The 22,594-nt window shown below is 61.2% G+C and carries 20 protein-coding genes, 1 tRNA gene and 1 pseudogene; 11 read left to right on the forward strand and 11 right to left on the reverse strand.

The features are described 5' to 3' along the window. Positions 1-238 precede the first annotated feature (238 nt). From EJA70_RS03785 to EJA70_RS03800, 4 genes are read left to right on the forward strand one after another with little or no spacing between them, the layout of a single operon-like run. Entirely contained in the window at positions 239-1,360 is a 1,122-nt protein-coding gene (locus tag EJA70_RS03785; protein ID WP_158829747.1) for an AAA family ATPase, read from the forward strand. Beyond that, positions 1,357-1,785 (forward strand): hypothetical protein, encoded by a 429-nt coding sequence (locus tag EJA70_RS03790; RefSeq protein WP_158829749.1) that lies wholly within the window; start codon positions 1,357-1,359, stop codon positions 1,783-1,785. The genes EJA70_RS03785 and EJA70_RS03790 overlap by 4 nt, the downstream gene beginning before the upstream one ends. Further along, the gene (locus EJA70_RS03795) at positions 1,785-3,614 is read left to right on the forward strand and encodes a hypothetical protein (protein ID WP_158829751.1); all 1,830 of its coding nucleotides are present in this window, start codon (positions 1,785-1,787) and stop codon (positions 3,612-3,614) included. The genes EJA70_RS03790 and EJA70_RS03795 overlap by 1 nt, the downstream gene beginning before the upstream one ends. Continuing rightward, positions 3,607-6,546 carry a bpX6 domain-containing protein gene (locus EJA70_RS03800; protein ID WP_158829753.1) on the forward strand — a complete coding sequence of 980 codons (2,940 nt, stop codon included), beginning with the start codon at positions 3,607-3,609 and terminating at the stop codon, positions 6,544-6,546. Before EJA70_RS03795 ends, EJA70_RS03800 begins: the two co-directional genes overlap by 8 nt. A gap of 14 nt (positions 6,547-6,560) precedes the next feature. On the opposite strand, the gene phnE is transcribed toward EJA70_RS03800, so the two are convergent. The 9 genes and pseudogenes from phnE to EJA70_RS03840 all read right to left on the reverse strand — a co-directional run bounded on the left by phnE (position 6,561) and on the right by EJA70_RS03840 (position 12,940). Beyond that, entirely contained in the window at positions 6,561-7,328 is a 768-nt protein-coding gene (phnE, locus tag EJA70_RS03805) for a phosphonate ABC transporter, permease protein PhnE (RefSeq protein WP_158829755.1), read from the reverse strand. After that, positions 7,325-8,149 (reverse strand): ABC transporter permease, encoded by an 825-nt coding sequence (locus tag EJA70_RS03810; RefSeq protein WP_008080661.1) that lies wholly within the window; start codon positions 8,147-8,149, stop codon positions 7,325-7,327. Before EJA70_RS03810 ends, phnE begins: the two co-directional genes overlap by 4 nt. Then, on the reverse strand, positions 8,143-8,940 hold the full coding sequence (locus EJA70_RS03815; protein WP_158829757.1) for a phosphonate ABC transporter ATP-binding protein: 798 nt from the start codon (positions 8,938-8,940) through the stop codon (positions 8,143-8,145). The genes EJA70_RS03810 and EJA70_RS03815 overlap by 7 nt, the downstream gene beginning before the upstream one ends. Beyond that, positions 8,937-9,800 (reverse strand): putative selenate ABC transporter substrate-binding protein, encoded by an 864-nt coding sequence (locus tag EJA70_RS03820; protein WP_008080671.1) that lies wholly within the window; start codon positions 9,798-9,800, stop codon positions 8,937-8,939. The genes EJA70_RS03815 and EJA70_RS03820 overlap by 4 nt, the downstream gene beginning before the upstream one ends. 128 nt (positions 9,801-9,928) lie before the next feature. Further along, complete coding sequence (locus EJA70_RS03825; RefSeq protein ID WP_158829759.1) at positions 9,929-10,648, reverse strand: SDR family oxidoreductase; 720 nt, start codon at positions 10,646-10,648, stop codon at positions 9,929-9,931. A gap of 116 nt (positions 10,649-10,764) precedes the next feature. After that, complete coding sequence (locus EJA70_RS31030) at positions 10,765-11,271, reverse strand: GNAT family N-acetyltransferase (protein ID WP_256677625.1); 507 nt, start codon at positions 11,269-11,271, stop codon at positions 10,765-10,767. Next, positions 11,272-11,832, reverse strand: a pseudogene (locus EJA70_RS31035) (HD domain-containing protein); the annotation flags it as partial. A gap of 75 nt (positions 11,833-11,907) precedes the next feature. Next, entirely contained in the window at positions 11,908-12,465 is a 558-nt protein-coding gene (locus EJA70_RS03835; RefSeq protein ID WP_158829763.1) for a helix-turn-helix transcriptional regulator, read from the reverse strand. A gap of 73 nt (positions 12,466-12,538) precedes the next feature. After that, a complete protein-coding gene (locus EJA70_RS03840; protein WP_158829765.1) occupies positions 12,539-12,940 on the reverse strand; it encodes a RidA family protein in 402 nt (133 codons plus the stop codon). 116 nt (positions 12,941-13,056) lie between these two features. On the opposite strand from EJA70_RS03840, the gene EJA70_RS03845 reads away from it, so the two are divergent. Then, complete coding sequence (locus tag EJA70_RS03845; protein WP_158829767.1) at positions 13,057-13,974, forward strand: LysR family transcriptional regulator; 918 nt, start codon at positions 13,057-13,059, stop codon at positions 13,972-13,974. Here EJA70_RS03845 and EJA70_RS03850 read toward each other — a convergent pair. Continuing rightward, the gene (locus EJA70_RS03850; RefSeq protein ID WP_158829769.1) at positions 13,961-14,821 is read right to left on the reverse strand and encodes a LysR substrate-binding domain-containing protein; all 861 of its coding nucleotides are present in this window, start codon (positions 14,819-14,821) and stop codon (positions 13,961-13,963) included. The two genes, EJA70_RS03845 and EJA70_RS03850, sit on opposite strands and share 14 nt — an antisense overlap. Positions 14,822-14,932: 111 nt before the next feature. Here EJA70_RS03850 and EJA70_RS03855 point away from each other — a divergent pair, with 111 nt between their 5' ends. The 6 genes from EJA70_RS03855 (at position 14,933) to EJA70_RS03880 (ending at position 20,451) form a co-directional block, all read left to right on the forward strand. Further along, positions 14,933-15,985, forward strand: coding sequence for an agmatine/peptidylarginine deiminase (locus tag EJA70_RS03855; RefSeq protein WP_158829771.1), 1,053 nt, complete (start codon positions 14,933-14,935; stop codon positions 15,983-15,985). Between the two features lie 4 nt (positions 15,986-15,989). After that, entirely contained in the window at positions 15,990-16,898 is a 909-nt protein-coding gene (gene aguB / locus EJA70_RS03860) for an N-carbamoylputrescine amidase (protein WP_158829773.1), read from the forward strand. Between the two features lies 1 nt (position 16,899). Beyond that, positions 16,900-18,003: an extracellular solute-binding protein gene (locus EJA70_RS03865; RefSeq protein ID WP_158829775.1), complete on the forward strand. Its 1,104-nt coding sequence runs from the start codon at positions 16,900-16,902 to the stop codon at positions 18,001-18,003. A 48-nt stretch (positions 18,004-18,051) separates the two neighbouring features. Further along, positions 18,052-19,173, forward strand: coding sequence for an agmatine/peptidylarginine deiminase (locus tag EJA70_RS03870; RefSeq protein ID WP_158829777.1), 1,122 nt, complete (start codon positions 18,052-18,054; stop codon positions 19,171-19,173). Positions 19,174-19,223: 50 nt separating this feature from the next. Further along, the gene (locus EJA70_RS03875; protein WP_158829779.1) at positions 19,224-20,249 is read left to right on the forward strand and encodes a GlxA family transcriptional regulator; all 1,026 of its coding nucleotides are present in this window, start codon (positions 19,224-19,226) and stop codon (positions 20,247-20,249) included. 127 nt (positions 20,250-20,376) lie between these two features. Beyond that, positions 20,377-20,451, forward strand: a tRNA-Gln gene (locus EJA70_RS03880). Between the two features lie 113 nt (positions 20,452-20,564). Here the strand turns inward: EJA70_RS03880 and EJA70_RS03885 are convergent. Beyond that, positions 20,565-22,553, reverse strand: coding sequence for a U32 family peptidase (locus tag EJA70_RS03885; protein ID WP_158829781.1), 1,989 nt, complete (start codon positions 22,551-22,553; stop codon positions 20,565-20,567). Positions 22,554-22,594: the final 41 nt, after the last annotated feature.

A 22,594-nucleotide genomic window follows, 5' to 3' on the forward strand; every position in this document is an offset into this window, starting at 1 on the left:
GGAGTCCCCCGATACTGCTTATCGCACTCTGGCCTTGGGGCTAATGCCGCAATTGCTCTCGCGTGAAACTTGCACAGTCTGGCGGCCTCGCATTGCTGCAAGGTTTCCTGAAGCATAATCAGCTTCTGGCAGATATCCACTCGTGTACTTGCCCGTAGTGGCAATTAAAGATCACCGGCTTGCGGTCGATAACTGCCGATCCGCCTAAATCAGAATTCACCTTTCAGGGAAGATGCCCATGAATGCTTCATTGCAGAGCGCTGCCGCGCAAATCCGTCAGGCCGTCCGAGTTGCCACCGAAGGTCTGGTGGGGCGCGAACAGTTGGCCGAACTGATTGTTCTGGCCGCTGTGGCGCAGGAGCATATTCTGGTCATCGGCCCGCCAGGCACGGCCAAAAGTGCGGTCGTGCGGCGCGTGGCGCAGTCCATGGGCGGGCGCTATTTCGAATACCTGCTGGGGCGTTTTACCGAGCCGTCGGAACTGTTCGGTGCGGTCGACCTGAAAAAGCTTCGCGAAGGCACGGTTGAAACCGACGTCAGCGGCATGCTGCCAGAAGCCGACATCGTCTTCCTCGATGAAGTGTTCCTCGGCTCGACGGCGATTCTCAATACCTTGCTCGGCGTGCTCAACGAACGGCGCTTCCGTCGTGGGCACACGCAGATTCAGTGTCCGCTGCGCGTGTGCGTCGGCGCCTCCAATGGCTTGCCGGACGATGAAGCGCTGGCGGCGTTTGGTGATCGCTTCCTGCTGCACCTGTTTGTTGAATCGGTGCCGGACAATCAGCTCGAAGCGATGCTCGCCGGCGGCTGGCAATCGGAACAGCGTCCGGTTCAGCAGTTGCTTGGCCTGAGCCAACTGGACACCTTGGGCCAGGCCCTGAAAAGCGTCGATCTGAGCATGGTTCGCCCAGCGCTGGCCCAGGCCATCCGCCGGTTGCGCGAAGCCGGCATTCAGTTGTCCGACCGACGCATCGTCAAGTCCCAGCGCCTGATCGCCGCCGCCGCGTTGCTCGGTGGCCGTCTCGCCGCCAGCGCCGCCGATCTGTGGCCGCTGCTGTATGTGCTGCCGACCAAGGAAGCCCAGCAGCATGGCCGCGAAGTGCTGCGCGAGATGTTCACGCAGTCGAGCAACCGGCATTTGTTCAGTGCGGTGGAGGAGGCGACCCTGCAACCGATGTCGCGGGTCAGCCGCCTGGTGGAAACCGCCGAGGATTATCTGGCGCGCAGCGAACCACCGGCCAGCGCCTTGCTCGAAGGCCTGCTGCGTGAGATTGACGCCAACTTCGACGACCTGACCATTCCGGCAACGTTGCAGGACGTGCGCGGCCAGCTCGCACGTTTGCTGACGACGGCTGCATGAGCGTCAACGCCAATCAATGGCGCCCGCGCCCGGTGCCGGTTGAACCGCAGGCTGCCGTGGCCTGGGGTGAAGTCGCGCGGCGCCTGCATGCGCGATTGTTATCGATGCCCGCTGAACAGGCGTCGCGCCTGAACGCCACGGCCAATCGCGATGTGTTGCTGGTGAGCGGTGCGGCGGCGGATCTGCCGTGGGTCGATGGCGTCGCCTATGCGGCGATGGACGAACGTGCGCCCGGGCTGTGGTTGCCGACCCATTGGCAACCCGAAGTGCCGACAGACCTGCTGGCCATGGCGTTGTCGAAGAAATTCTCGCGGGCGCCGCTGTTGCTGTGGCGTGACCCTCCCGCCGTGGTGCCCCTCGACCGGCAATTGCCGGTGACGGCCGAGCACTTGCAACGCATTGACGATTTTTGGGCGGGACGCTGATGCAGTTACCTGAATCCCTGCAACCGTGGCGCGAATGGCTGCAATGGTTTGCCCCCGAGCAACTGCCGCTGTTCGCCGATCTGCTCGGGCGGCTCAATCCGGTGCTGGGGCCGTTGCGCGGTCTGCAACAGGGCGGCGTACCTGAGCCGGATGGCCTGGGCGATTTGCAGCGGCGCGGGCCGTATGAGCGGCTGCTGGGCAGTGAATGGCTGTTGGCCGATGAAGTCCCCGAAGAATTTCTGCGCCGCGCGGTGGTCGGCGAACATCTGTTTCTTGCGCCGCAATACCGCGCGCAGCAAGCCAGTCGCCAGATGGTCGTGCTGTTCGACGCCGGGCCATTGCAGTTGGGCGCGCCACGCCTGGTGCATCTGGCGCTGCTGATCCTGCTGGCCCGTCGCGCCAAAGAGGCGGGCGCCGAACTGCGCTGGGGCATTTTGCAGCAGGCGCCGCAGTTGCATGGCGTCGATTCGGCGGCGCAGCTCAAACACCTGCTCAACGCACGCACGTTTCACACGGCCGGCGACGAGCACTGGCATGCCTGGCGCGACTGGCTGCGCAGTGCGGCCATGCCGGTCGGCGAGTGCTGGCTGGTCGGGCAACGCTTGCCGGCCACCGATCGGCAGACGTGCAGCCATCGCGTGCAGATCGCGCGCAGCCTGGATGGCCAGAGTCTGTCGGTGCATTTGCAGTCGACGCACACCCGTCGAGTCGTGCTGCCGATGCCCGATGAACGCCCGGCAGTGCAACTGCTTAAAGGCCAGTTCGCCGGCGAAGTCGTCAACGCCGCCCCCGCCGCCAAGGGCAGTGTGCCGCGGGTTTCGCTGACGTTGCAGCCGGTGATTTCGAGTGCCGGCAGCCATGTCGCGTTGAAGATGCTTGATGAGCCTGGTCTGGTCGTCATCAAGTTGCCGGCGAAGCATCAGAAAAAACCCTTGGAAGTGCGCTGCAAACTCTGGCGTGTCGGGAGTACACCGCTGACAGCGCTGTTCTTCGGGCGCGCAATCGGCGCGGTGTTGAGCGATCAGTTTCGGCTGACGTTCTGGAGTATGCCCGGTCTGAAACCGGTCGATAAACCGAGCCTGGAACAGTTGAAGCTGCCGCCGGGCACGGCCAACTTTCTCCCGGCCATTGGTCTGCAAGGACATGGCTGCAGCCGTTTGTATCTGCTCGATACCCAAGGGCATCTGGCGTTTTGGGTGGTGAAAAACGCGAAAGACACGGCCACGCCGGGCACCGGGCAGACGCATCGTCTGGCGGAGGGGGTGATCGGCATGGCCAGGGTGGGTCGCGATGCGATGGGTTACGTGCGCCGTGAAGATAATCGGCTGTATGCCCATTCGGTCAATTCGCAGGGGCAGGTTTCGTCTGCTCATCTGGCGGGAATTGCCGATGGCATCAGCCAAGTGTTGTTTGCCGCCAGTTACCACTGGCACGACGGTTGCGGCGGCTGCGCGTTGCTCACGCTGAAAAACCAATGTGAGAGCTGGCGCGTGATGTTGCTCAAGGAGTCACCGCTAGAGGTACAACGTATTGAACTGGCCCCGGGCTGGAAAGGCATCGGTTTGTTGTATGAGGGCAACGAGCGCTTTGCGCTGCTGATGCTCAGCCCCAATCAACAGGCCATCGTCCTGCACCGCGGTGGCGATCAGGAAACCCTGTTCACCACCAGCGATGTGATTGCCAAGGTCAGCTTCTGCCCGTTGAGCGGTGTGGTCGCGGCGCTGACCAGCAGCCGCGAGTTACTGGTGTACGCAGTGCCCCAGCGCCTGCTGCGGTTGCAGGTGTTTTGTAATGAACAAGCGGGAAACAGGGACGGCAGCGATGCTTGAACAAGCAGCAGGATTGATCCGTCGCCCGGCCTTGACCGGTCACCAGCACATTGAAGGGTTGTGGTTTTCTGCTGCACGCTTTGCGCCGGACGAGCGCGCACAGTTGATCCTCGAACACTGGCAGACCGGCGCCAGTGCCTATCGTTTTGCAGACGGAGACCTATTGCGTCTACGTCAGCCCATGGCGGTGCACTGCGAAGCCTTGCGCGGCTGGCCGTTGATTCGTCAGGGTCACACGCTGAGTTCAGCGTTGTTCGACCCGCAGGAAATACGCGACCTGCCGAGCGCCGACCTGTGGCTGGTACGCGGCAGCCAGGTCAGTGCCTTGCATCTGCGCGATGCCGTGGCGTTGGCGCCGGATGAGTGGCTGGATGTCAGTCACCTCACGTTGCTCGACACCTATGACTGTCGCCAGGCGCTGCCGCCACCGGTGCTCGAACCGATTGAGGTGACTACCGATGTGCGCGAGATACTCGGCAAAAACCTGAAACCGGTCAGCCCCGAGCAGCAAAAGACGTTGCAGGCACTGCTGGCGCGTCAGCAGCAGGCGTCGACGGCCTCGCCCGATGCTGGGATGTCACCCGCGAGCGCTGGCTGGACGCCGCCGGATACCAGGCCCTTGCCGTGGTTGAAACTCAGTGTGACGTTGGTGTTGCTGGTGGCCGTGTTCTGGATGGGCACGCAGGGCCAGCACAGCGCTGTGGATGCTTTGACACCTGCGCGAGAAACGCCGCTGTCCGTGCAAATCAGTGGCGTGGTGCTCGGCACGCTGATCGGCGGGGTGGCGTTGACCCTGTTGCTGATGGGCCTGCGGCATCTGTTGCGGCGCGTGGCGTCACTGCCGCTGCAAAGCGTGCCGAGCCGATCGCCCGCAGGCGTCGAGACGCGTGCTCGAGCGCCCGCAGGCATCGCAGCGCGTGCTCAACCGGGGAAACACAAACCAGCGTTGTGGCGGCGCTGGGTGACGCGCATGACTCAACATTCACGTCTGTCTGCGCTTTACGGCAGACGCCAGGCGGCGTACATGCAGCGCATGTTCGAGATGTTCGAGAACGGTGATCTGGAAGAAGCGCTGCGCCATGCGATTCCGTTGCGCGGTGGGCCGCACAGCGGTGAGCAGTCGTTCGGCACACCACAGCGACGCCAGGATCTGTCGATCAGCCAACACCAGGGCCTGGCGCGCTCAATGGTCTTCGAACAGGACATCGAGGCGCACCTGCGGCAGATCTACCGACAGACCTTCGAACGGCTGGAACGTGCAGGCCGCATCGAAGAGGCGGTGTTTGTCCTCGCCGAATTGCTCAAGGCGCAGCAGGAAGCGCTCGACTGCCTGGAAAAACACGGGCGCCAGCAACAGGCCGCTGACCTCGCTCTGGCCTGGGACATGCCCGCCGCGACCATCGTGCGGTTGCTGTGCCTGGCCGGGAACTGGCAGCGCGCCTTGCTGGTAGCGCGGCGCGACGACGCGTTTGCCGACACCGTGACGATGCTCCAGGATAAATGGCCGCAGCACGCCGCGCGTCTGCGCCTGGAGTGGGCCGAATCATTGGCGCGCAAGGGCCTCTGGCTGCAAGCCGTCGAGGCCGTCTGGCCGCTGACGGCCGAGCGCGGACAGGCGACGCAATGGCTGTTGAATGCTGAAAAAGCCGGCGGCAGCCTCGCCCTTGGAGCGCTGGTGAAACGGGCGATTCTGCTACCCGACACCTTGCTGGCTTACGCCGATCAGGTCGAACAATTGCGCGATGACCCGCAACGCTTCGCCGAGCGTGCGACGCTGGCCGACAGTCTGTTGCAGCATAAGGCGCACGCCAGCGAGCTGGCCTGGCTGGCGGGTGCCACCGTCCACGCGATCATTGCCGATCAGATGGACGGCCGGGGGCGCCTGTCGTTGGTGCAATTGCAGGCACTGGTCAGTATGAGCAAGGACAAACTCTTGCAGGCCGACCTGCCGCAGCAACTGCCCGCGCGACCTGCGCCCTACACACAGGTCACCGGCAGCGAACCCCTGCAATGGACTGCGCCGGCCATGGGCAGCCGGATGATCCGGGATGCTGTGCCGCTCGATGATCAGCGCTACTTGCTGGCATTGGGCGAGGCCGGCGCAGTGGTGGTCGACGCGCATGGCAACACGCTCTACCAATTCGCGATGCCTGCGCAATACATCGTTCTGGCCCATGGGCGGCAGGTGGCATTGCTGGTCGCCCGGCGCAATGAAGTGTGGCGTATCAGCAAAGTGGACCTGGTCACGCGCATCGCAACGGATCTCGGAGTGCAGATGTTCAATGTGTTCAGCCGCACATTCAACGGTTCGAACTGGACCATCGGCCGTGGGCGACAACTGCGTGTGGTGGATGTCGATCGTGGATTCGAAACCCTGTGGCACGTGAGCGATTTGCCCGGCGAGGTCATTGGCATGAAGGATGACACGTACAACGAATCTTTATGGCTGAGTGATGCGCAAGCGGGCCTGGAGTTATGGCATTACCGCTTGCCCGAGCGGCGACTGATGAAGCGAATGCCGGTGCCTGCGGTGGGGTTTGACCAGCAGTACCTGCTCAGCGCTGATGGGCGATTGGAGTTCATGCGTGTGGATCGTGAAAACGACGAGGTTTCGATTCTGCTGTTCGGTGGTGGGACTGATTGCAACAACTACAGCCTGCCCGATTGTGACTTAGAGCAAGACCATGAGGAGTTGGTGGAAGTGCATTTGCAGGAGCACTGCCGGCTGATCGGTTATCTGGTCAACGACCACGACATGCGCTGGCACTTTATCGCCAGGACCAGCAACCGCCTCGTTGCGACACTGCAATGGCCTCGACACGGTGTGCGGGTACGTTGTGTTGGTAGCGATTTTCTGCTGTTTGATGATCAGGGGCGCTTGAGCCATTTCAATATGGACAATGTCACGCAACACAACCTTTCGCTGAACTGAGTGGGTGAGCCGGCCTAAGCCTTGACCCAGCGTTGGCGGCTCCACGCACTCAACCAGTCGACCACAAACACCAGCACCAGCATCGCCAGAATCACCGTGCTGGCCTGCGCCTCCTGAAACAGGCTCAGGCTCACGTAGAGCATTTGTCCCAACCCGCCGGCGCCGACAAAACCGAGCACGCTGGCCATGCGGATGTTGTTTTCCCAGCGGTACAAAATGTAGGCGAGCAATTGTGGCGCGAGATTCGGCAGGGTGCCGTAGCAGAAAGCCAGAATCGGATTGCCGCCCTGCAAGCGGATTGCTTCGGCCGGTTGTGTCGGGGTGTTTTCCAGTGCTTCGGCGAACAACCGGCCAAGTACCCCGGTGGTGTGCAGGGCGAGGGCGAGGGTGCCAGCGTTGGGGCCGAGGCCGGCCGCGAGCACCATTAACGCCGCCCAGACCAGTTCCGGAATTGCCCGCAGGCCATTGAGCAACAGACGCGAAGCGCTTTGCAGCGGCCAGCCAAAACGCCCGGCAGCCGGCAGCGCAAGGACGATGCCGAACACCGCCGCGAGCAGTGTGCCGAGGGCCGACATGGCCAGGGTTTCCATCGAACCGTGCAGGATCGCTTTGAGGTAATCCGCGCTCAAGTCCGGGCTGAGAAAACGCTGCACATACGCGCCCATCTGCTTGAGGCTGGTGGCGCTGCCGAGTTCACCGAGGTCCAGCCCCAGATAAGTGAACGAAGCGATGACCGCCGCACCGATCGCGGCGATCAGCAGCAAGTTGATCAGACGATTCATGTCAGCCTCCAGCGCAACAAACGGCTGAGCTGATCAGCGCCTAATACCAGAATCAGGAACGACAGCAGAATACTGGCGACTTCACCGCCGGCGAACATGCGGATCGACAGGTCGATCTGCTGACCCAATCCCCCGGCGCCGACAAAGCCCATCACCACCGAAGCGCGGATCGCACATTCCCAGCGATAAACCGTGTACGACAGCAATTCCGCCGCGACATTGGGCAACGTGCCGTAAGCAAACGCCGCCAGCCGACCGCTGCCAGCCTGCAACAACGCGTGGGCCGGACGTTGGTCGGTGGATTCGAAAATCTCCGCGTAGACCTTGCCGAGCATGCCGCTATAAGTGATGGCAATGGCCAGCACACCGGCCGCCGGTCCCAGCCCTACGGCGCGCACAAACAACAGCGCCCAGACGATTTCCGGCACGCTGCGCAAAAAGATCAGCAAGCCGCGAACCGGCCAGCGTAACAACCGCCCCAACCGGCTGGGCACGCCACCCCTTGACGCGGCGGACAGCGACAGCGCGCGACTGGCAAGCAGGCCCGCCGGTATCGCCAGCAACAGCGCCAATGCCATGCCAGCGGTGGCGATGGCCAGGGTTTGCAAAGTGGCTTTGAGCAGTATCTGCAGAAATGCTTCGTCGTGCGCCGGTGGCCAGAATTGCGCAACAAAACGGCCCATTTCATTTTGGCTGTCCGGCAGCAGGACGCCGAGGTTCAACTCGCTGAGCTGAATGCCCGGCCACAGCAAGGCAATCGCCAGCAACGTCAGGATCAGTCTTGGCCACGCGGCCGGGTCCCGTGAATCGGCTTTCAGCATCGGGGAATCTGCACAGTCAAAGGCGTAGGTGCTGCGGTCGGCGATTGCAGTTTTTCGTTGGCGTACAGCGCATCGAGCATCTCATGGCTGACTTGCGCGGAAGGGCTGTCGAAGAGGATCTGCCCGTCGCGCAGGCCGATGATGCGCGGGAAGTGCGACAACGCCAGGTCCACCGCGTGCAAGCTCGCCACCAGTGTGACGTTGTGCTCACGGGCGTGGCGCGAAAGGATCGACAGCGTGTGCCCGGCCATCACCGGGTCCATCGCCGACACCGGCTCGTCCGCCAGCAGAACTTCCGGCGCCTGATACAACACCCGCGCAATGCCCACGCGTTGCAGTTGGCCACCCGACAGTTGCTGGCAATGGGCAAACAGCTTGTCGCCCAGATCCAGTCGCGCCAACGCCGCGCGCGCACCTGCCACGTCCAATGGATGCAACAGGTTCAACAGGCTTTTACCCAGACTCCACTGACCGAGCTTGCCGGCCAGCACCGCCGTGACCACGCGCTGACGTGGCGGCAGCGGCGGCGCCTGATGCACCAGACCGATGCGCGCACGCAGGCGTTGGCGTAGGCGGGCGGACAAGTGCCAGGCGCGCTCGCCGAGCACTTCGATTTCGCCGCTGCTGGGCCGCAATGCGGTGGCCAGCAGGTTGAGCAGACTCGATTTGCCAGCCCCGGACGGGCCGATGATGGCGACCTGTTCGCCGGCGCCGATCTGTACGTCGACACCGCGCAGGGCGTCGACGCCATTGGCGTGGCGCAGGCTGCCCTGTTTGAGGCTCAGGGTCATTTCAGCAGTTCGGCGGCGCGGGCGGCTTCCTCGATGCCCTTGTAGTTTTCAGGCTTGGTGTCGATGAAACGGCTGGCGGCCTGCAAGTCCAGAATCTTCTTCTGCTCAGGGTTGGCCGGGTCCAGGTCAAGGAAGGCTTTTTTGATCTTCGCTGCGAGCGCCGGATCAAGGGTGCCACGCACGGTCCAGTTGTAATCGAAGTAGGTCGGCGTGGTGGCGAAGACTTTCACCTTGTTGGTGTCGACCTTGCCGGCATCCACCAGTTTCTGCCAGACGCTGGCGTTGAGTACACCGGCGTCGACCTTGCCGGCCTGCACCCAGGCCACGGTCGCATCGTGCGCGCCGGAGTAGGCGACGCGGCTGAAATACGCTTCCGGCTTGATGCCGTCGTTTTTCAGCATGAAATAACGCGGCATCAGGCTGCCCGAGGTCGACGACACCGAACCGAAGGCGAAGGTCTTGCCTTTCAGGTCAGCGAGGCTTTTCACGTTCGGGTCAGCGGTGATGAATTTACTGGTGAACTGCGCATCCTGTTCACGCTGCACCAGCGGGATCACCGGGGTGGTGGCATCAGTCTTCAGACGCGCCTGAACAAAGGTGAAACCGCCCAGCCAGGCCATGTCCAGACGGTCGGTGGCCAGCGCTTCAACCACGGCCGGGTAATCGGCCACGGGCACGAACTGCACCTTCATGCCCAATTGCTGTTCCAGATAGGCACCCAGCGGCTCGAACTTGCGCAGCAATTCGGTCGGGGCTTCATCGGGAATCGCGCTGACGCGCAGAACGTCGGCGGCGTGAGTCACCAGCGCAGAAAAGGACAGGGCCAGGCCGGCGGTCAGTGCCAGGGTTCGCTTGAACATGGAAATCTCCGTTTCATAGGCATCAAAAGGGGTGAATAGCTGAAAAAGGGCGCTACGTGAGGGTAGACGAATCGGCGAGGTTATACGTACTCACACGCGCAAAGGCCAGCGCCATGGGGCTGGCGCCGTCAAAAACGTTCATCGAGGATCGCCGGCAGGGTGAGTTTCTTGACGTAACTGGCCGACGACAAGCTGAGGATCATGCGCACCGCCTCGACGACATCGTGCACGGGAATCAGCTGCCCCTCGCCACGCTGCTGCGCCAGGTCTCGTGGGGTGCTCAGCGCGTCTTCGGTGTTCAGATACCCAAGATTGAGGCAAGTCACCGCCAGCCGCTGTTGCCGGTAGCCTTCGCGCAATGAGTCAGCGATTCCGCGCAGGGCGAATTTCGAGGCGCCGAAGGCGACTTCCGGGCGACCGCTTTGCGGCAACCCAGAGGTTGAGCCTGTGAGGATGATTCTAGGTTGAGGGCTTTTCAGCAGAAGCGGGAGCAGGCGTTTGATCAACAGGATCGTTGAAGTGATGTTGCAACCGATGATGGCTTGCAGTTCGTCGTCTGCGGTTTCGAGAAACTCATACGCCGGATCGAAGGCAAACTCCTCCCAGATCCCCAGGTTGTAAATCAGTGTATCCAGCCCGTCGTCGGCAACAGCCTGCGCGATATCGTGCGCGGCTTTGACCGGGTCCATCAGGTTGGCTTCCACCCAGCGCAGCTGACGCCCGGCAGCGCTGAGCAAACCCTCGGGGCGGGTGCGGGAAACTCCGATCAACGTGTCTCCCGCGTTGCCCAAGCCTTCAATCAAAGCCCTGCCCAATCCTTTACTGGCACCCACCACCAAAATGTTCATCGATCCTCTCCCTGATCTGCTGACTGATGTGGGTGAGCATGCAAACAGACGACCTCTGAAATGGCAAACGAATGGGTGTGTCCGGATATTTACCAGCGCTCAGCGCGGGCTAAAGGTTATTCGGTCGCTTCAAACGCAGCGTGATATTTGACTTCGCCCCTCGGAAAGTCAGCCCCGAATGACAGCGCCTGGAAGTATTCCTGCGGAACGCCTGGCAACGTCAGTTCAGGCTGATGCTTGAAGCCGAAGCGCCCGTAATAGTCGGGATTGCCCAATACCACACAACCGACGCCGCCCAGGCTTTGCAGTTGCGCCAGTGCAGCTTTCATCAATGTCGAACCGATGCCCTGGTGCTGACGCTCAGGCCAGACCGAAATCGGGCCAAGGCCGTACCAACCGGTAGCGCCAGAGGAAATCGTCACCGGTGAAATCGCCACGTGGCCGATGATCTTGCCGTCGTCCACGGCGACCAGCGACACGCTCAGTTGGCCTGCGTTGCGCAGTGCAGTGACGATGAACTGCTCGGTATGGCTGGAGTGCTCTTCGTTGCGGAATGCGGCCTCGGTGAGTTGGGTGATGGTGTCGAGGTCGTCGCTGTGTTCGTTGCGAAGAGTCAGGTTCATGCTGATTTTTTCCCGGGTGTCGTGGTCGATAAGCGCTCGCAGCGCGGCGAAGATCGGTTCGGCGCTGGTGTGTTTTTGCCCGTAGGTCAGATTGAAGCGGTAGTCGAAATCCGCCGGGTTCTGGCCCTGAGTGTGTTGCAGCAGGGTCTCCAGCTTGTCCAGCGCCTTGACCGCTTTGGCCTCGGCTGACTGGGCGTGTTCGTAGTCGTCCCACAACGCGAGAATTTCGTTTCTCAGAACGTCATCGAGCGCGCGGGTGAGCAGCAGGAGGTCGTTGCGCTCGTGTTCGCTCTTGTCGGGAAAGGCTGCCTGGTTGACTGCGGGGATGTCACCGTTGATCGCTTCGCCCAAGTCGTGAATCACGCACATCTTCAGCACTTTTAGCAGGTCGAGCCCGGCCAGTTCATCGGCGAAGACAATCGCCATCAGGCACAGGCGCCAACTGTGTTCGGCGGTGCTTTCGGTGCGGCCGCTTGAGGTGTGTGCGCTTCGGAGAACGTCCTTGAGCTTTTCTGCTTCACGCAGGAATTCAAGGCGTCCGCTGATTTTTTCGAGGTCCATAAATTTGCCCGGTGGTGGAACCGAGCAGCAAGCCTAGAGCCGATGCGATTGAGCGTCCACGCATAAAATATGCGTTCAGAGCGTCTCGACCAGCCGCGCAGCAGTGCCGTCAGACAAGGGGATACGCGTCCAGCGGCACAGGCTTTGACGGATCGGCACGAGGTCGGAGTCGTTGCTGCCGGTGATGAATTCCAGCGCCGGCGGTGCCTGAAGTTCGCGCCAGCCCAGCGTGTCGAGCGCCTGTTCGTTGCTGGCGATTTCTGCAGTGACGAAACGCCACAGTGATTGCCCGAGCAATTGGCTCAACGGGCTGGCAAATTGCGCGGCACGGGCCGGGGAGCAAGCGAGCAAACGGTGGGTCAGGTCGCAGACCAGATGCACCGGTCGCGCGCTATCGCACACCAGCCGGGCGAGGGCTTGGTCGGCGGCGGTGTCGAGACGAGCGGCGAGCAGTTGCTCAAGCTGTAAATGCGCCGCCGGCTCCATCGACTGCACGCCACTCTCCCAGCGGGAAATCGTCGATTGGGTGACGTTGAACAGCTGGGCCGCGTGGCTTTGTTTGACGCGATGCAACAAACGCCAGCGACGCAGGGCGATGCCGGGCAGGGCGGGTTTGAGCAATGAATCAGACATGACGGGTGTCGGGACAGATTGAAGGGCCGACAGTCTGAAGACCGCCGGCCTGCGTTGCAAATCCACCTGACGATCAGGCCGCGTCGGGCAGCCTGGCAATCACCTTGATCTCGAAATCAAAACCATACAGCCAGGTCACGCCAACCGCGGTCACGGTCGGATGCGGCGCATTGCCCCAGAACTCCGTCAGCACGACATTCCAGATCGTCTCGAACTTCGACTGCGGATCTACGATGAACACGGTGACATCGACCACATCGTCGAAGCTGCAACCGGCCTCATCAAGAATTGCATTGAGGTTATTAAAAGCTTGCCGCACCTGATCCTGCAGATCGGGCTCTGGTGTGCCGTCCTCGGTGCTGCCGACCTGGCCGGAGACAAACAGAAAACCGTTGGAGCGAATCGCTGGCGAGTAGCGATTGCGCTCATAAAGTGTGCGCCGGGCGGGCGGGAAAACCACATCGCGCTGAGTCATGGGGAGTGTCTCCATCAGTGAGTTGATGAAGCCACTTTAGGTATTTGCAGGCGGGCGATAAACGCGCAAGCTTGGCGTTCACTGTTTGTGAATCCCGAACAATCGAGGCGCGCACCTTGGATCGATTTGACGCAATGCAGGCGTTTGCCCGGGTAGTCGAGGCGGGGAGTTTCACCAAGGCTGCCGAAACCCTGCTCATGAGCAAGACCACCGTCACTCAACTGGTGCAGCAACTGGAGGCGCGGTTGCGGGTGAAGTTGCTCAACCGCACCACGCGCAAGGTCAATGTCACCGCCGATGGCGCCGCTTATTACGAGCGGGTGATCAAGCTGCTGGCCGACCTTGATGATGCCGAAACCAGCCTGCCCGGCGCGGCGGCATTGCCCAGAGGCCGATTGCGCGTGGATGTGCCGAGCCCGTTGGCGCGCTTGATCCTGATCCCCGCGCTGCCCGAGTTTCACGCACGCTACCCGGATATCCAGATCGACATGGGCGTCAGTGACCGCATCGTCGACATCATCGATGAAAACGTCGATTGCGTGGTGCGTGGCGGCGAATTACTCGATCAGTCGTTGAGGGCGCGCAAGGTCGCCGATCTGCCGTTGGGTGTGTTCGCCGCGCCGGCTTATCTGGCTCGATCAGGCACGCCAGAGCATCCGCGCGAACTGGAAGATTCCCATCATCGCGTGGTCGGTTTTCTCTGGGCGCGCACCGGCAAACCGTTACCTTACGCCTTGCACAAGGCCAGCGAAAACCTGCACATCAAGGGCCGCCACGTGTTGGCGGTCGACGACGGCAACGCCTATCTCGCGGCGGGGCTGGCCGGCATGGGGGTGCTGTGGTTGCCCAAGTACATGTCCGGCGAGCACGAGGCGCGGGGCGAATTGCTGCCGCTGTTCGCCGACTGGCAGCTGGAGCCGATGCCGCTGTACGTCGCGTATCCGCCGAACCGCCATGTCAGCCTCAAGCTGCGCGTGTTCATTGATTGGGTGGTCGAGGTGATGGCGCTGCATGCGCCGGTTATTGATCGCTGAGTTTATTGATCAGCCACTCGCTGAAGCTGCGCGCCATCGGCTCCTGTTCACTGTCGCGATGGGTCAGCAACGCCCAGTTCGGCCCGCGAATGGTGCCTTCGACCAAGGGCTGCAACAGACCATCAGCGCGTGCCTGACGGCTGAGCAGCTGGCTCACCAAGGCAATGCCGAGCCCCGAACACGCGGCGTCGAGCAGCAACCCCGGATCGGAGAAATTCAGCCCCTGATCCTGCTGGCCGACATCGATTCCGGCCTCGACCGCCCAGTGACTCCAGTCCATTTCCCGCTCGCCATGCAATGTTGTGCGCTGTGCCGCCGGTAGCGCGATAACACGCGGATGACAGGCCGGGTAGAGGCGATCGGCGAGCAGCACTTTGAAGCTGCATTCGGCCTGTGAACTGATGTCGTCGCGCACCGCCAGATCGATGGTCTGCGTGGCCATGTCCGGCACTTCATCGGTGCTGTAGATCCACAGATCAACCTCGGGGTGTTGCTGGCGAAAGTCCGCCAGTCGCGGCAGCAACCAATGCCGGGCAAACGCTGGTGTGGTGTTGAGCACCAGTTGATTGGGCTTCTGATACTGGCCCAAACGACGAATGCCCACGGCCAGTTGCTGCAGCATCGCTTGCGTGGTGCTGAGCAAATCGTGGCCGGCATCGGTCAGCGCCACGCTGCGCCCGCTGCGGAAAAACAGCGGTTGCTCCAGGTACGCCTCAAGGCTGCGGATCTGCTGGCTGATCGCCGACTGCGTCAGGCTCAGCTCTTCAGCGGCCTTGTGAAAACTGCCCAGTCGAGCGGCCGCTTCAAAGCCGCGCAGGGAGCTGAGCGGCGGCCAGTGTTTAAGCATATCGATAAGCTCCGCTAATCAGTTGTCTGCTAAATCCATCGTTTGTTTGCCGATTTTACGGCCCGTAGCATAAGCGCATTGAACACAGTGGCTTAACTAACGAGGCTTATCATGCAGCACAACGACAATAAAAACAGCGCCTGGATGATGCCGGCAGAGTGGGTGACCCATGCCGCGACGTGGATGGTCTGGCCGCACAACAAGACGTTGTGGGAATCGGGTTGGCGCGTGACATTGGCGCAAGTGCAGGACGATTTCGCTCGCGTCGCCAATGCCATCGCTCGCTTTGAACCGGTGAAACTGGTGGTCGATCCATCGGCCATTGCCAGCGCCAGAGCGTTGTGCGGGCCGAACATCGAGCTGATTGCGCTGGCGGTGAATGACAGTTGGTGCCGTGACTCTGGCCCGACGTTTGTCTGCCATCCGCAGCAAGGACTGGCTGGCGTGAGCTGGCGCTTCAACGCCTGGGGCGGCAAGTCGGCGCACGATCTGGACGAAAGCCTGGCGCGCCGCGCGCTCAATCACCTTGGCCTGGAATGCTTCGGTACGCCGCTAAGCAATGAGGGCGGGGCGATTCATGTCGATGGCCAAGGCACGTTGATCACCACGGAATCCGTGCTGCTCAATCCCAACCGTAATCCGGGCATGAGCAAAGCCGAGATGGAAGAGATTTTCAGCCGCCTGCTCGGCGTGAAGAAAACCATCTGGCTGCCGGGCGATCCGGATTACGTCACCGGCGACATGACCGATGGCCACGTCGATGGTGTCTGCGCCTTTGCCCGCCCCGGCGTGTTGCTGGTGGATGCAACGCACGATCAATCGTCGGTGTACGCCGAAGTGGCGCGGGAAAACCGTCGTGCGCTGGAGCTGGCCACCGATGCGCAAGGACGCAAATTCGCGCTGATCGAACTGTTCGAAGCCACCGACGCGGTCGACAGCGAAGCCGAAGTGTTCTGCGCCTCGTACACCAATTTCTACATCGCCAACGGCGCGATCATCATGCCGGCTTACGGTATTGAGGCGGATAACGTCGCGGCGAACGTGCTGGAAAAAGCCTTCCCCGGTCGCGAAGTGGTGCCGGTGCAGATCAATCATTTGGCGCATGGCGGCGGCGGTGTGCATTGCATCACCCAACAGCAGCCGGCCTGGCCGGTGAAGGGTTGAAATCATGACAACCCTGACCATTGCCACCACCCAGATGCCGTGCACCTGGGATTTACCCGGCAACCTTGATCGCGCCGAGCAGCTCGTCCGTGACGCGGCGCAGCAGGGCGCGCAAGTGATCCTCTTGCAAGAGCTGTTCGCCACGCCATATTTCTGCATCGAACAAAGCCATAAACACATGGCGTTGGCCGAGGAGTATCGCGACAGCCGCGTGCTGGCGCGCTTCGCTGCACTGGCCCGCGAGTTGGGCGTGGTGTTGCCGCTGAGCTGGTTCGAGAAGGCCGGCAACGCCTACTTCAATTCGCTGAGCGTGGCCGATGCCGACGGGCGTTTGTTGGGCGTGTATCGCAAGACCCACATCCCCAACGCCATCGGCTATCAGGAGAAGGAATATTTCAGCCCCGGCGATACCGGTTTCAAAGTCTGGGACACCGCGTTTGGTCGTCTCGGCGTGGGCATCTGCTGGGATCAATGGTTCCCGGAAACCGCGCGTTGTCTGGCGTTGATGGGGGCAGAGGTGCTGCTGTATCCGACCGCCATCGGTTCGGAACCGGGCTGCGCGGCGCTGGATTCGCACGACCATTGGCAGATGACCATGCGCGGCCACGCCGCTGCCAATCTGCTGCCGGTGGTGGCGTCGAACCGCGTTGGTCGCGAAACGGCGACCACTGATTCGAGCCTGCAAATGAGCTTCTACGGCTCGTCGTTCATCAGCGATCACAAGGGCCAGTTACTCGCCGCTGCCGACCGCGACAGCACTGGCTTTTTACTGCAAAGCGTCGATCTGACGGCCATGCGCGAAGAGCGTTTGAGCTGGGGCATCTACCGCGACCGTCGTCCGGAAATGTATGGGCCGCTGCTGAGTCAGGACGGGCGCCACCTTCATGCACGCTGGAACACTCAAGGGGTTTGACATGGCTACCAATCACAAGTGTTTGTTCGGCGCGCTGGGCCTGGCATTGATCTGCGTGATGCCGTCGCTGCACGCCGAAGACAAAACCCTGCGGCTGTACAACTGGGCCGATTATTTTGCCGAAGACACGCTGAGCCGCTTTACCGCCGAAACCGGGATCAAGGTGATTTACGACGTCATGGACGGCAGCGAAACGCTGGAAGCGAAGATGCTTTCCGGCGGCAGCGGGTACGACCTGATCTTCCCCGGCGACACCGTGGCCGAGCGCTTGATGCGCGCCGGCAGCCTGATGCCGCTGGATCAATCGAAGCTGACGGAACTGGCCGACATCGAACCCGGTTTGCAGAAACTGCGCAGCCACTACGAGCACTCCAGCAAAGCTACGGTGCCGTATACCTGGGGCACCATCGGCCTGACCTACAACGAAGAACAGATCAAAAAGCGCATGGCTGATGCGCCGGTGAACAGCCTCGACATGTTGTTCAAACCCGAGCTGGCGGCGAAGTTTGCCGACTGCGGGATCTCAATGATCGACTCGCCGGACGAAGCACTGGCGGTGGTGCTCAATTACCTCGGTCGCGATCCACGCAGCGGCAAAGCCGAGGATCTGGCAGCGGCCAGTGAGTTGCTGATGAAGTTGCGTCCGTACATCCGCAAATTCCAGTCGCAGCCGGTGACCGATCTGGTCAATGGCAACCTGTGCCTGTCGCTGGGTTACAGCGGCGACATGACCCAGGCCCAGCGCACCTCGGACAGCGCCGGCAAGCACACGAAGTTTCAGTTCCGTGTGCCTCGCGAGGGCACCACGGTGTGGATGGACACCATGGCCATTCCGGTCGACGCCAGACACCCGGAATACGCCTACGCGTTCATCAACTTCGTCATGCGTCCGCAGAACATGGCCGCGATCAGTAACTTCACCGGTTACCCGACTTCCAATGCCAAGGCGCGGGCGAGTGTCGATGAAAGCATGCGCGACAACCCGGATATCTACCTCGACGAAGCGACCTATGCGCGTTTGATTCCGGGCAAGGACATCCCCCAGGCCGACATGCGCGCACGCATGCGCACCTGGACCAAATTCAAGACTGCCACTGGCCAATGATCCACGGCCGGCGTGTTCGCCGGCCATGTTTTTACAGGAATAAAGAGCATGTCGACTCGTCGTGAGTTCATCAAACAAGTAACGGTTGCCGCTGGTGTGAGCGCCGCTTTTATAGGCCTCGGTCTTTCGCCGAGCAAGGTGCTGGCGGGCGCACAGGGTCGCTGGTTCATGCCTGACGAAGGCGACAAACACGAACGCGCTTATATCGCCTTCGGTGCGCAGGACGCGATCTGGGAAGACTCCACCGAAGACGTTCAGCAAGCCCTCGGCCGTGTTGCTCGCGCCATCGCCCGATATGAACCGGTCACGGTGTTCTGCCGCAAGAACGAGCGCAGCATTGCTGAAGATTATTGTGGGACGAGCAATATCACCTATGTCACCGCAGCACTCGACGACATCTGGATGCGCGACATCGGCGCCAATTTCGTCATCGATGACAAGGGCGGTTTGGGCGCAGTTGATTTCAACTTCAACGGTTGGGGCAACAAGCAGCAGCACAGCAAGGACGCGAAGATTGCGCGATTGGTCGCCAACGACGCGCAAGCCACTTACATCCGCACTGATCTGGTGGGCGAGGGCGGGGGCATCGAAGTCGACGGCCACGGCACCGCAATCATGACCGAGAGCAGCTGGATCAACCGCAACCGCAATCCCGACTGGAGCAAGGCCGATGTTGAAGCGGAACTGAAAGAACGCCTGGGTCTGCGCAAAATCATCTGGCTGCCGGGGATCAAGGGCAAGGACATCACCGACGCCCACGTCGACTTCTACGCACGCTTCATCAAGCTTGGTGTGGTGATCGCCAACCTCGACACCGACCCTGAATCCTATGATCACAAGGTCACGCTGGCGCACCTGGACATCCTCAAGAACGCCACCGATGCCGACGGGCGCAAGCTGCAGATCCACACGATTTCGCCGCCGCTGAATCCGCGCAAGAGCAAGTTCAGCAAAAACAACCCGGACTTCGCCGCCGGTTACATCAACTACTTCGTGATCAACGGCGCGATCATCGCCCCGGAATTTGGCGACAAAGCCGCGGACAAGAAGGCCTTCGACCTGTTGTCCGAACTGTACCCGGACCGCGACATCGTCCAATTGAACATCGATGCCATCGCCGCCGGTGGCGGCGGGATTCACTGCGTCACCAGCCATCAACCACAGGCGTGATTGACTCTGACGCGGATCAAGCCAACTATCGGCGCATAACAACATGACCGATGGACCCGAACTTGATCGAACGACGCCAATTCAGCGGAGGCATGAAGGGGAAAAACCTCCGCTATCTGAATGAGCAAAGCCCGGATAGCCCACGCCTGACCCGCACCGGTTTTCTGCTGCTTGAACACTTTTCGCTGCCGGCCTTCACTCAGGCGCTGGACACTGTAGTCACCACCAATCTGCTGCGGCCGGGGTTGTTTGCCTCGCGCACGTTCGGGCTCGGCGACGGCGAAGTCGTCAGTGACCTGGGGCTGGTGATTCGGCCCGATGCGCGGCTTGATTTATCGGCGCTTGAGGAACTGGATCTGCTGGTGGTGTGCGGTGGTTATCGCACCGAGTTGCGCGCGAGTGACGAGTTCATTCATTTGCTCAAAGCGGCGGCGGAGCGCGGTACCAGTCTTGCCGGGTTGTGGAACGGTTCGTGGTTCCTCGGGCGCGCCGGATTGCTCGACGGCTATCGCTGCGCCATTCACCCGGAACATCGCCCGGCACTGACTGAAATCGCCAAGAGCACCCACGTCAGCAGCGAACCCTACGTGATTGATCGTGACCGCCTCACGGCATCAAGTCCGTCCGGGGCGTTTCACATGGCGCTGGACTGGATCAAAAGCTTGCACGGCAAAGCGTTGGTCGAGGGCATCGAAGACATTCTGGCGTTTGAAGAATCGCGTTACCGGCGGATCAAACCGGATGAAAACATCTGCGTCAGCGCGCCGCTGCGTGAAGTGGTGAAGCTGATGGATGCCAATCTGGAAGAGCCGTTGGAGCTGGAGCAACTGGCGGTGTACGCCGGGCGCTCGCGTCGGCAACTTGAGCGATTGTTCAAGGAGCAACTCGGTACCACGCCGCAACGCTATTACCTGGAGCTGCGGATTACCGAAGCGCGGCGGTTGTTGCAGCACACCGAGTTGTCGCAGGTTGAGGTGCTGGTGGCTTGCGGATTCGTCTCGCCGAGCCATTTCAGTAAGTGCTATAGCGCGTTCTTTGGTTATCGCCCTTCAAAGGAAAAACGCTTGGTGAAATAGGCGTGTTTTGGAAGTCTCTGTTTTAAAACAAAAAATATTTCACTTCGTGCTTCCCAAATCTCAAGAACCTTGGTAAATTGCGCCCCGTTCTCACAGCGAACCTAACGAAGTAGCTGGAAAGAGCAGTAGGGGCGTCGCCAAGCGGTAAGGCAGCAGGTTTTGATCCTGCCATGCGTTGGTTCGAATCCAGCCGCCCCTGCCATATTCGAAAAAACGCCAACTTCGCGAGAAGTTGGCGTTTTTTTATGCCTGCGATTTGGCCAGGCTTGGCGAAATGGGCGTGCGCGGCGCCGAAGCACCGCGCACGCCAACCACTCAGTGCGGTGCGCGCGGAATGGTTTTCATCAGGTCTTCGGGGCTGATGTGGCCAACCACGCTGCCCGGTTGCGGCAGGTTGAGGATGTGGCCTTTCATCTTGCCGATGATGTGCATTTCGCACGGCTTGCAATCGAACTTCAGCGTCAGCACTTCATCGCCGTGGATCAACTGCATCGGCGCGACTTTGGTGCGCACGCCGGTCACGCCTTTGGCCTGTTTCGGGCACAGGTTGAAGGAGAAGCGCAGGCAGTGCTTGGTGATCATCACTGGCACTTCGCCCGCTTCTTCGTGCGCTTCGTACGCCGCGTCGATCAGCTTGACGCCGTGACGGTGGTAGAAGTCGCGCGCCTTCTGGTTGTAGACGTTGGCGAGGAAGGTCAGGTGCGAATCCGGGTACACCGGCGGCGGGCTGGTTTCGGCTTTACGGCCGCCACGCGGGTGAGCGGCGACACGCGCTGCAGTCAGGTTCTCGATCACTTCACGGCGCAGGGCTTTGAGCTGCGAGTTGGGGATGAAGAACGCTTGTGGCGCATCCAGCTTGATGTCGGTGGCGTGGTACTGCGTGGTGCCGAGTTGGCCGAGCAGATCGCGCAACTGTTCCAGCGCTTGCTCAGGCTTGTTGGCGACGCCGAACGGGCCGTTGAGGGTGATGCTGGCGCTGATGCCTTCTTCGCTGGTGGCGGTGACTTCCAGCTGTTCTTCACGCAAGCGTGCAACCCAGCTCAGGGCTACGCGACGCTCGGACGAGGTCTTTTGCAGCGCCTGTTGCCAGTTGTGATCGAGGTTGCGATTGAGCGGGTGATTCGGGCGCAGCTTGAACAGGCCTTCGGGCATTTCGTTCGGCTCGACGCGATAGCGGTAGCGCTTCTCGCCATCTTCTTCGAACTCGCCTTTGGCTTCAGCGATGTTGGCGCGGAAACCGACCACTTCGCGTTTGACCAGCACGTTCAAGCCGTCGCCGTTGGACAGCGGTTCGTGGGTCACGACCTGCATGTCACGCTTGCCGACTTTCTCGACCGTGCCCACCGGCAGGCCGGTGAAGGTCGGTGAGTCGAAAGCGCCGATGTCGATCTTGCGATCGGTGACAAAGTAGTCGGTGCTGCCACGGTGGAAGGTTTTTTCCGGGTCGGGCAGAAAGAAGTGTGCGGTGCGGCCGCTGGAAGCGCGGGCCAGGTCCGGGCGATCTTCGAGGACGTCGTCGAGGCGCTGGCGGTAGTAGGCGGTGATGTTCTTCACATAGCCCATGTCCTTGTAGCGACCTTCGATCTTGAACGAACGCACGCCGGCTTCGACCAGCGCGCGGATGTTGGCGCTCTGGTTGTTGTCTTTCATCGACAGCAGGTGTTTTTCGTAGGCGATCACGCCACCCTTTTCATCTTTGAGGGTGTACGGCAAACGGCAGGCTTGCGAGCAGTCGCCACGGTTGGCGCTACGCCCGGTCTGCGCATGGGAAATGTTGCACTGGCCGGAGAAGGCCACGCACAAGGCGCCATGGATGAAGAATTCGATGGCAGCGTCGGTTTCGTCGGCGATTGCGCGGATTTCTTGCAGGTTCAGCTCACGGGCCAATACCAATTGCGAGAAGCCGGCCTGATCGAGGAACTTCGCCCGCTCAAGGGTGCGGATATCGGTCTGGGTCGAGGCGTGCAGCTCGATCGGCGGAATGTCCAGCTCCATCACGCCCAGATCCTGAACGATCAGCGCGTCGACACCGGCATCGTACAACTGATGGATCAGCTTGCGCGCCGGCTCCAGTTCGTTGTCGTGCAGGATGGTGTTGATGGTGGTGAAAATGCGCGCGTGGTAACGGCGCGCGAATTCGACCAGCTCGGCGATTTCACCGACTTCGTTGCAAGCGTTGTGGCGCGCACCGAAGCTCGGGCCGCCGATGTACACGGCATCGGCGCCGTGCAGGATCGCCTCGCGGGCGATGGCGACATCGCGGGCAGGGCTGAGCAATTCCAGATGATGCTTGGGCAAGGACATAGTTTTTTTAGTCAGGCTGTCACGGTTAGGCGCGCATTCTA

The sequence above is a fragment of the Pseudomonas sp. PB103 genome (assembly GCF_009764635.1).
Lineage (GTDB): Bacteria > Pseudomonadota > Gammaproteobacteria > Pseudomonadales > Pseudomonadaceae > Aquipseudomonas.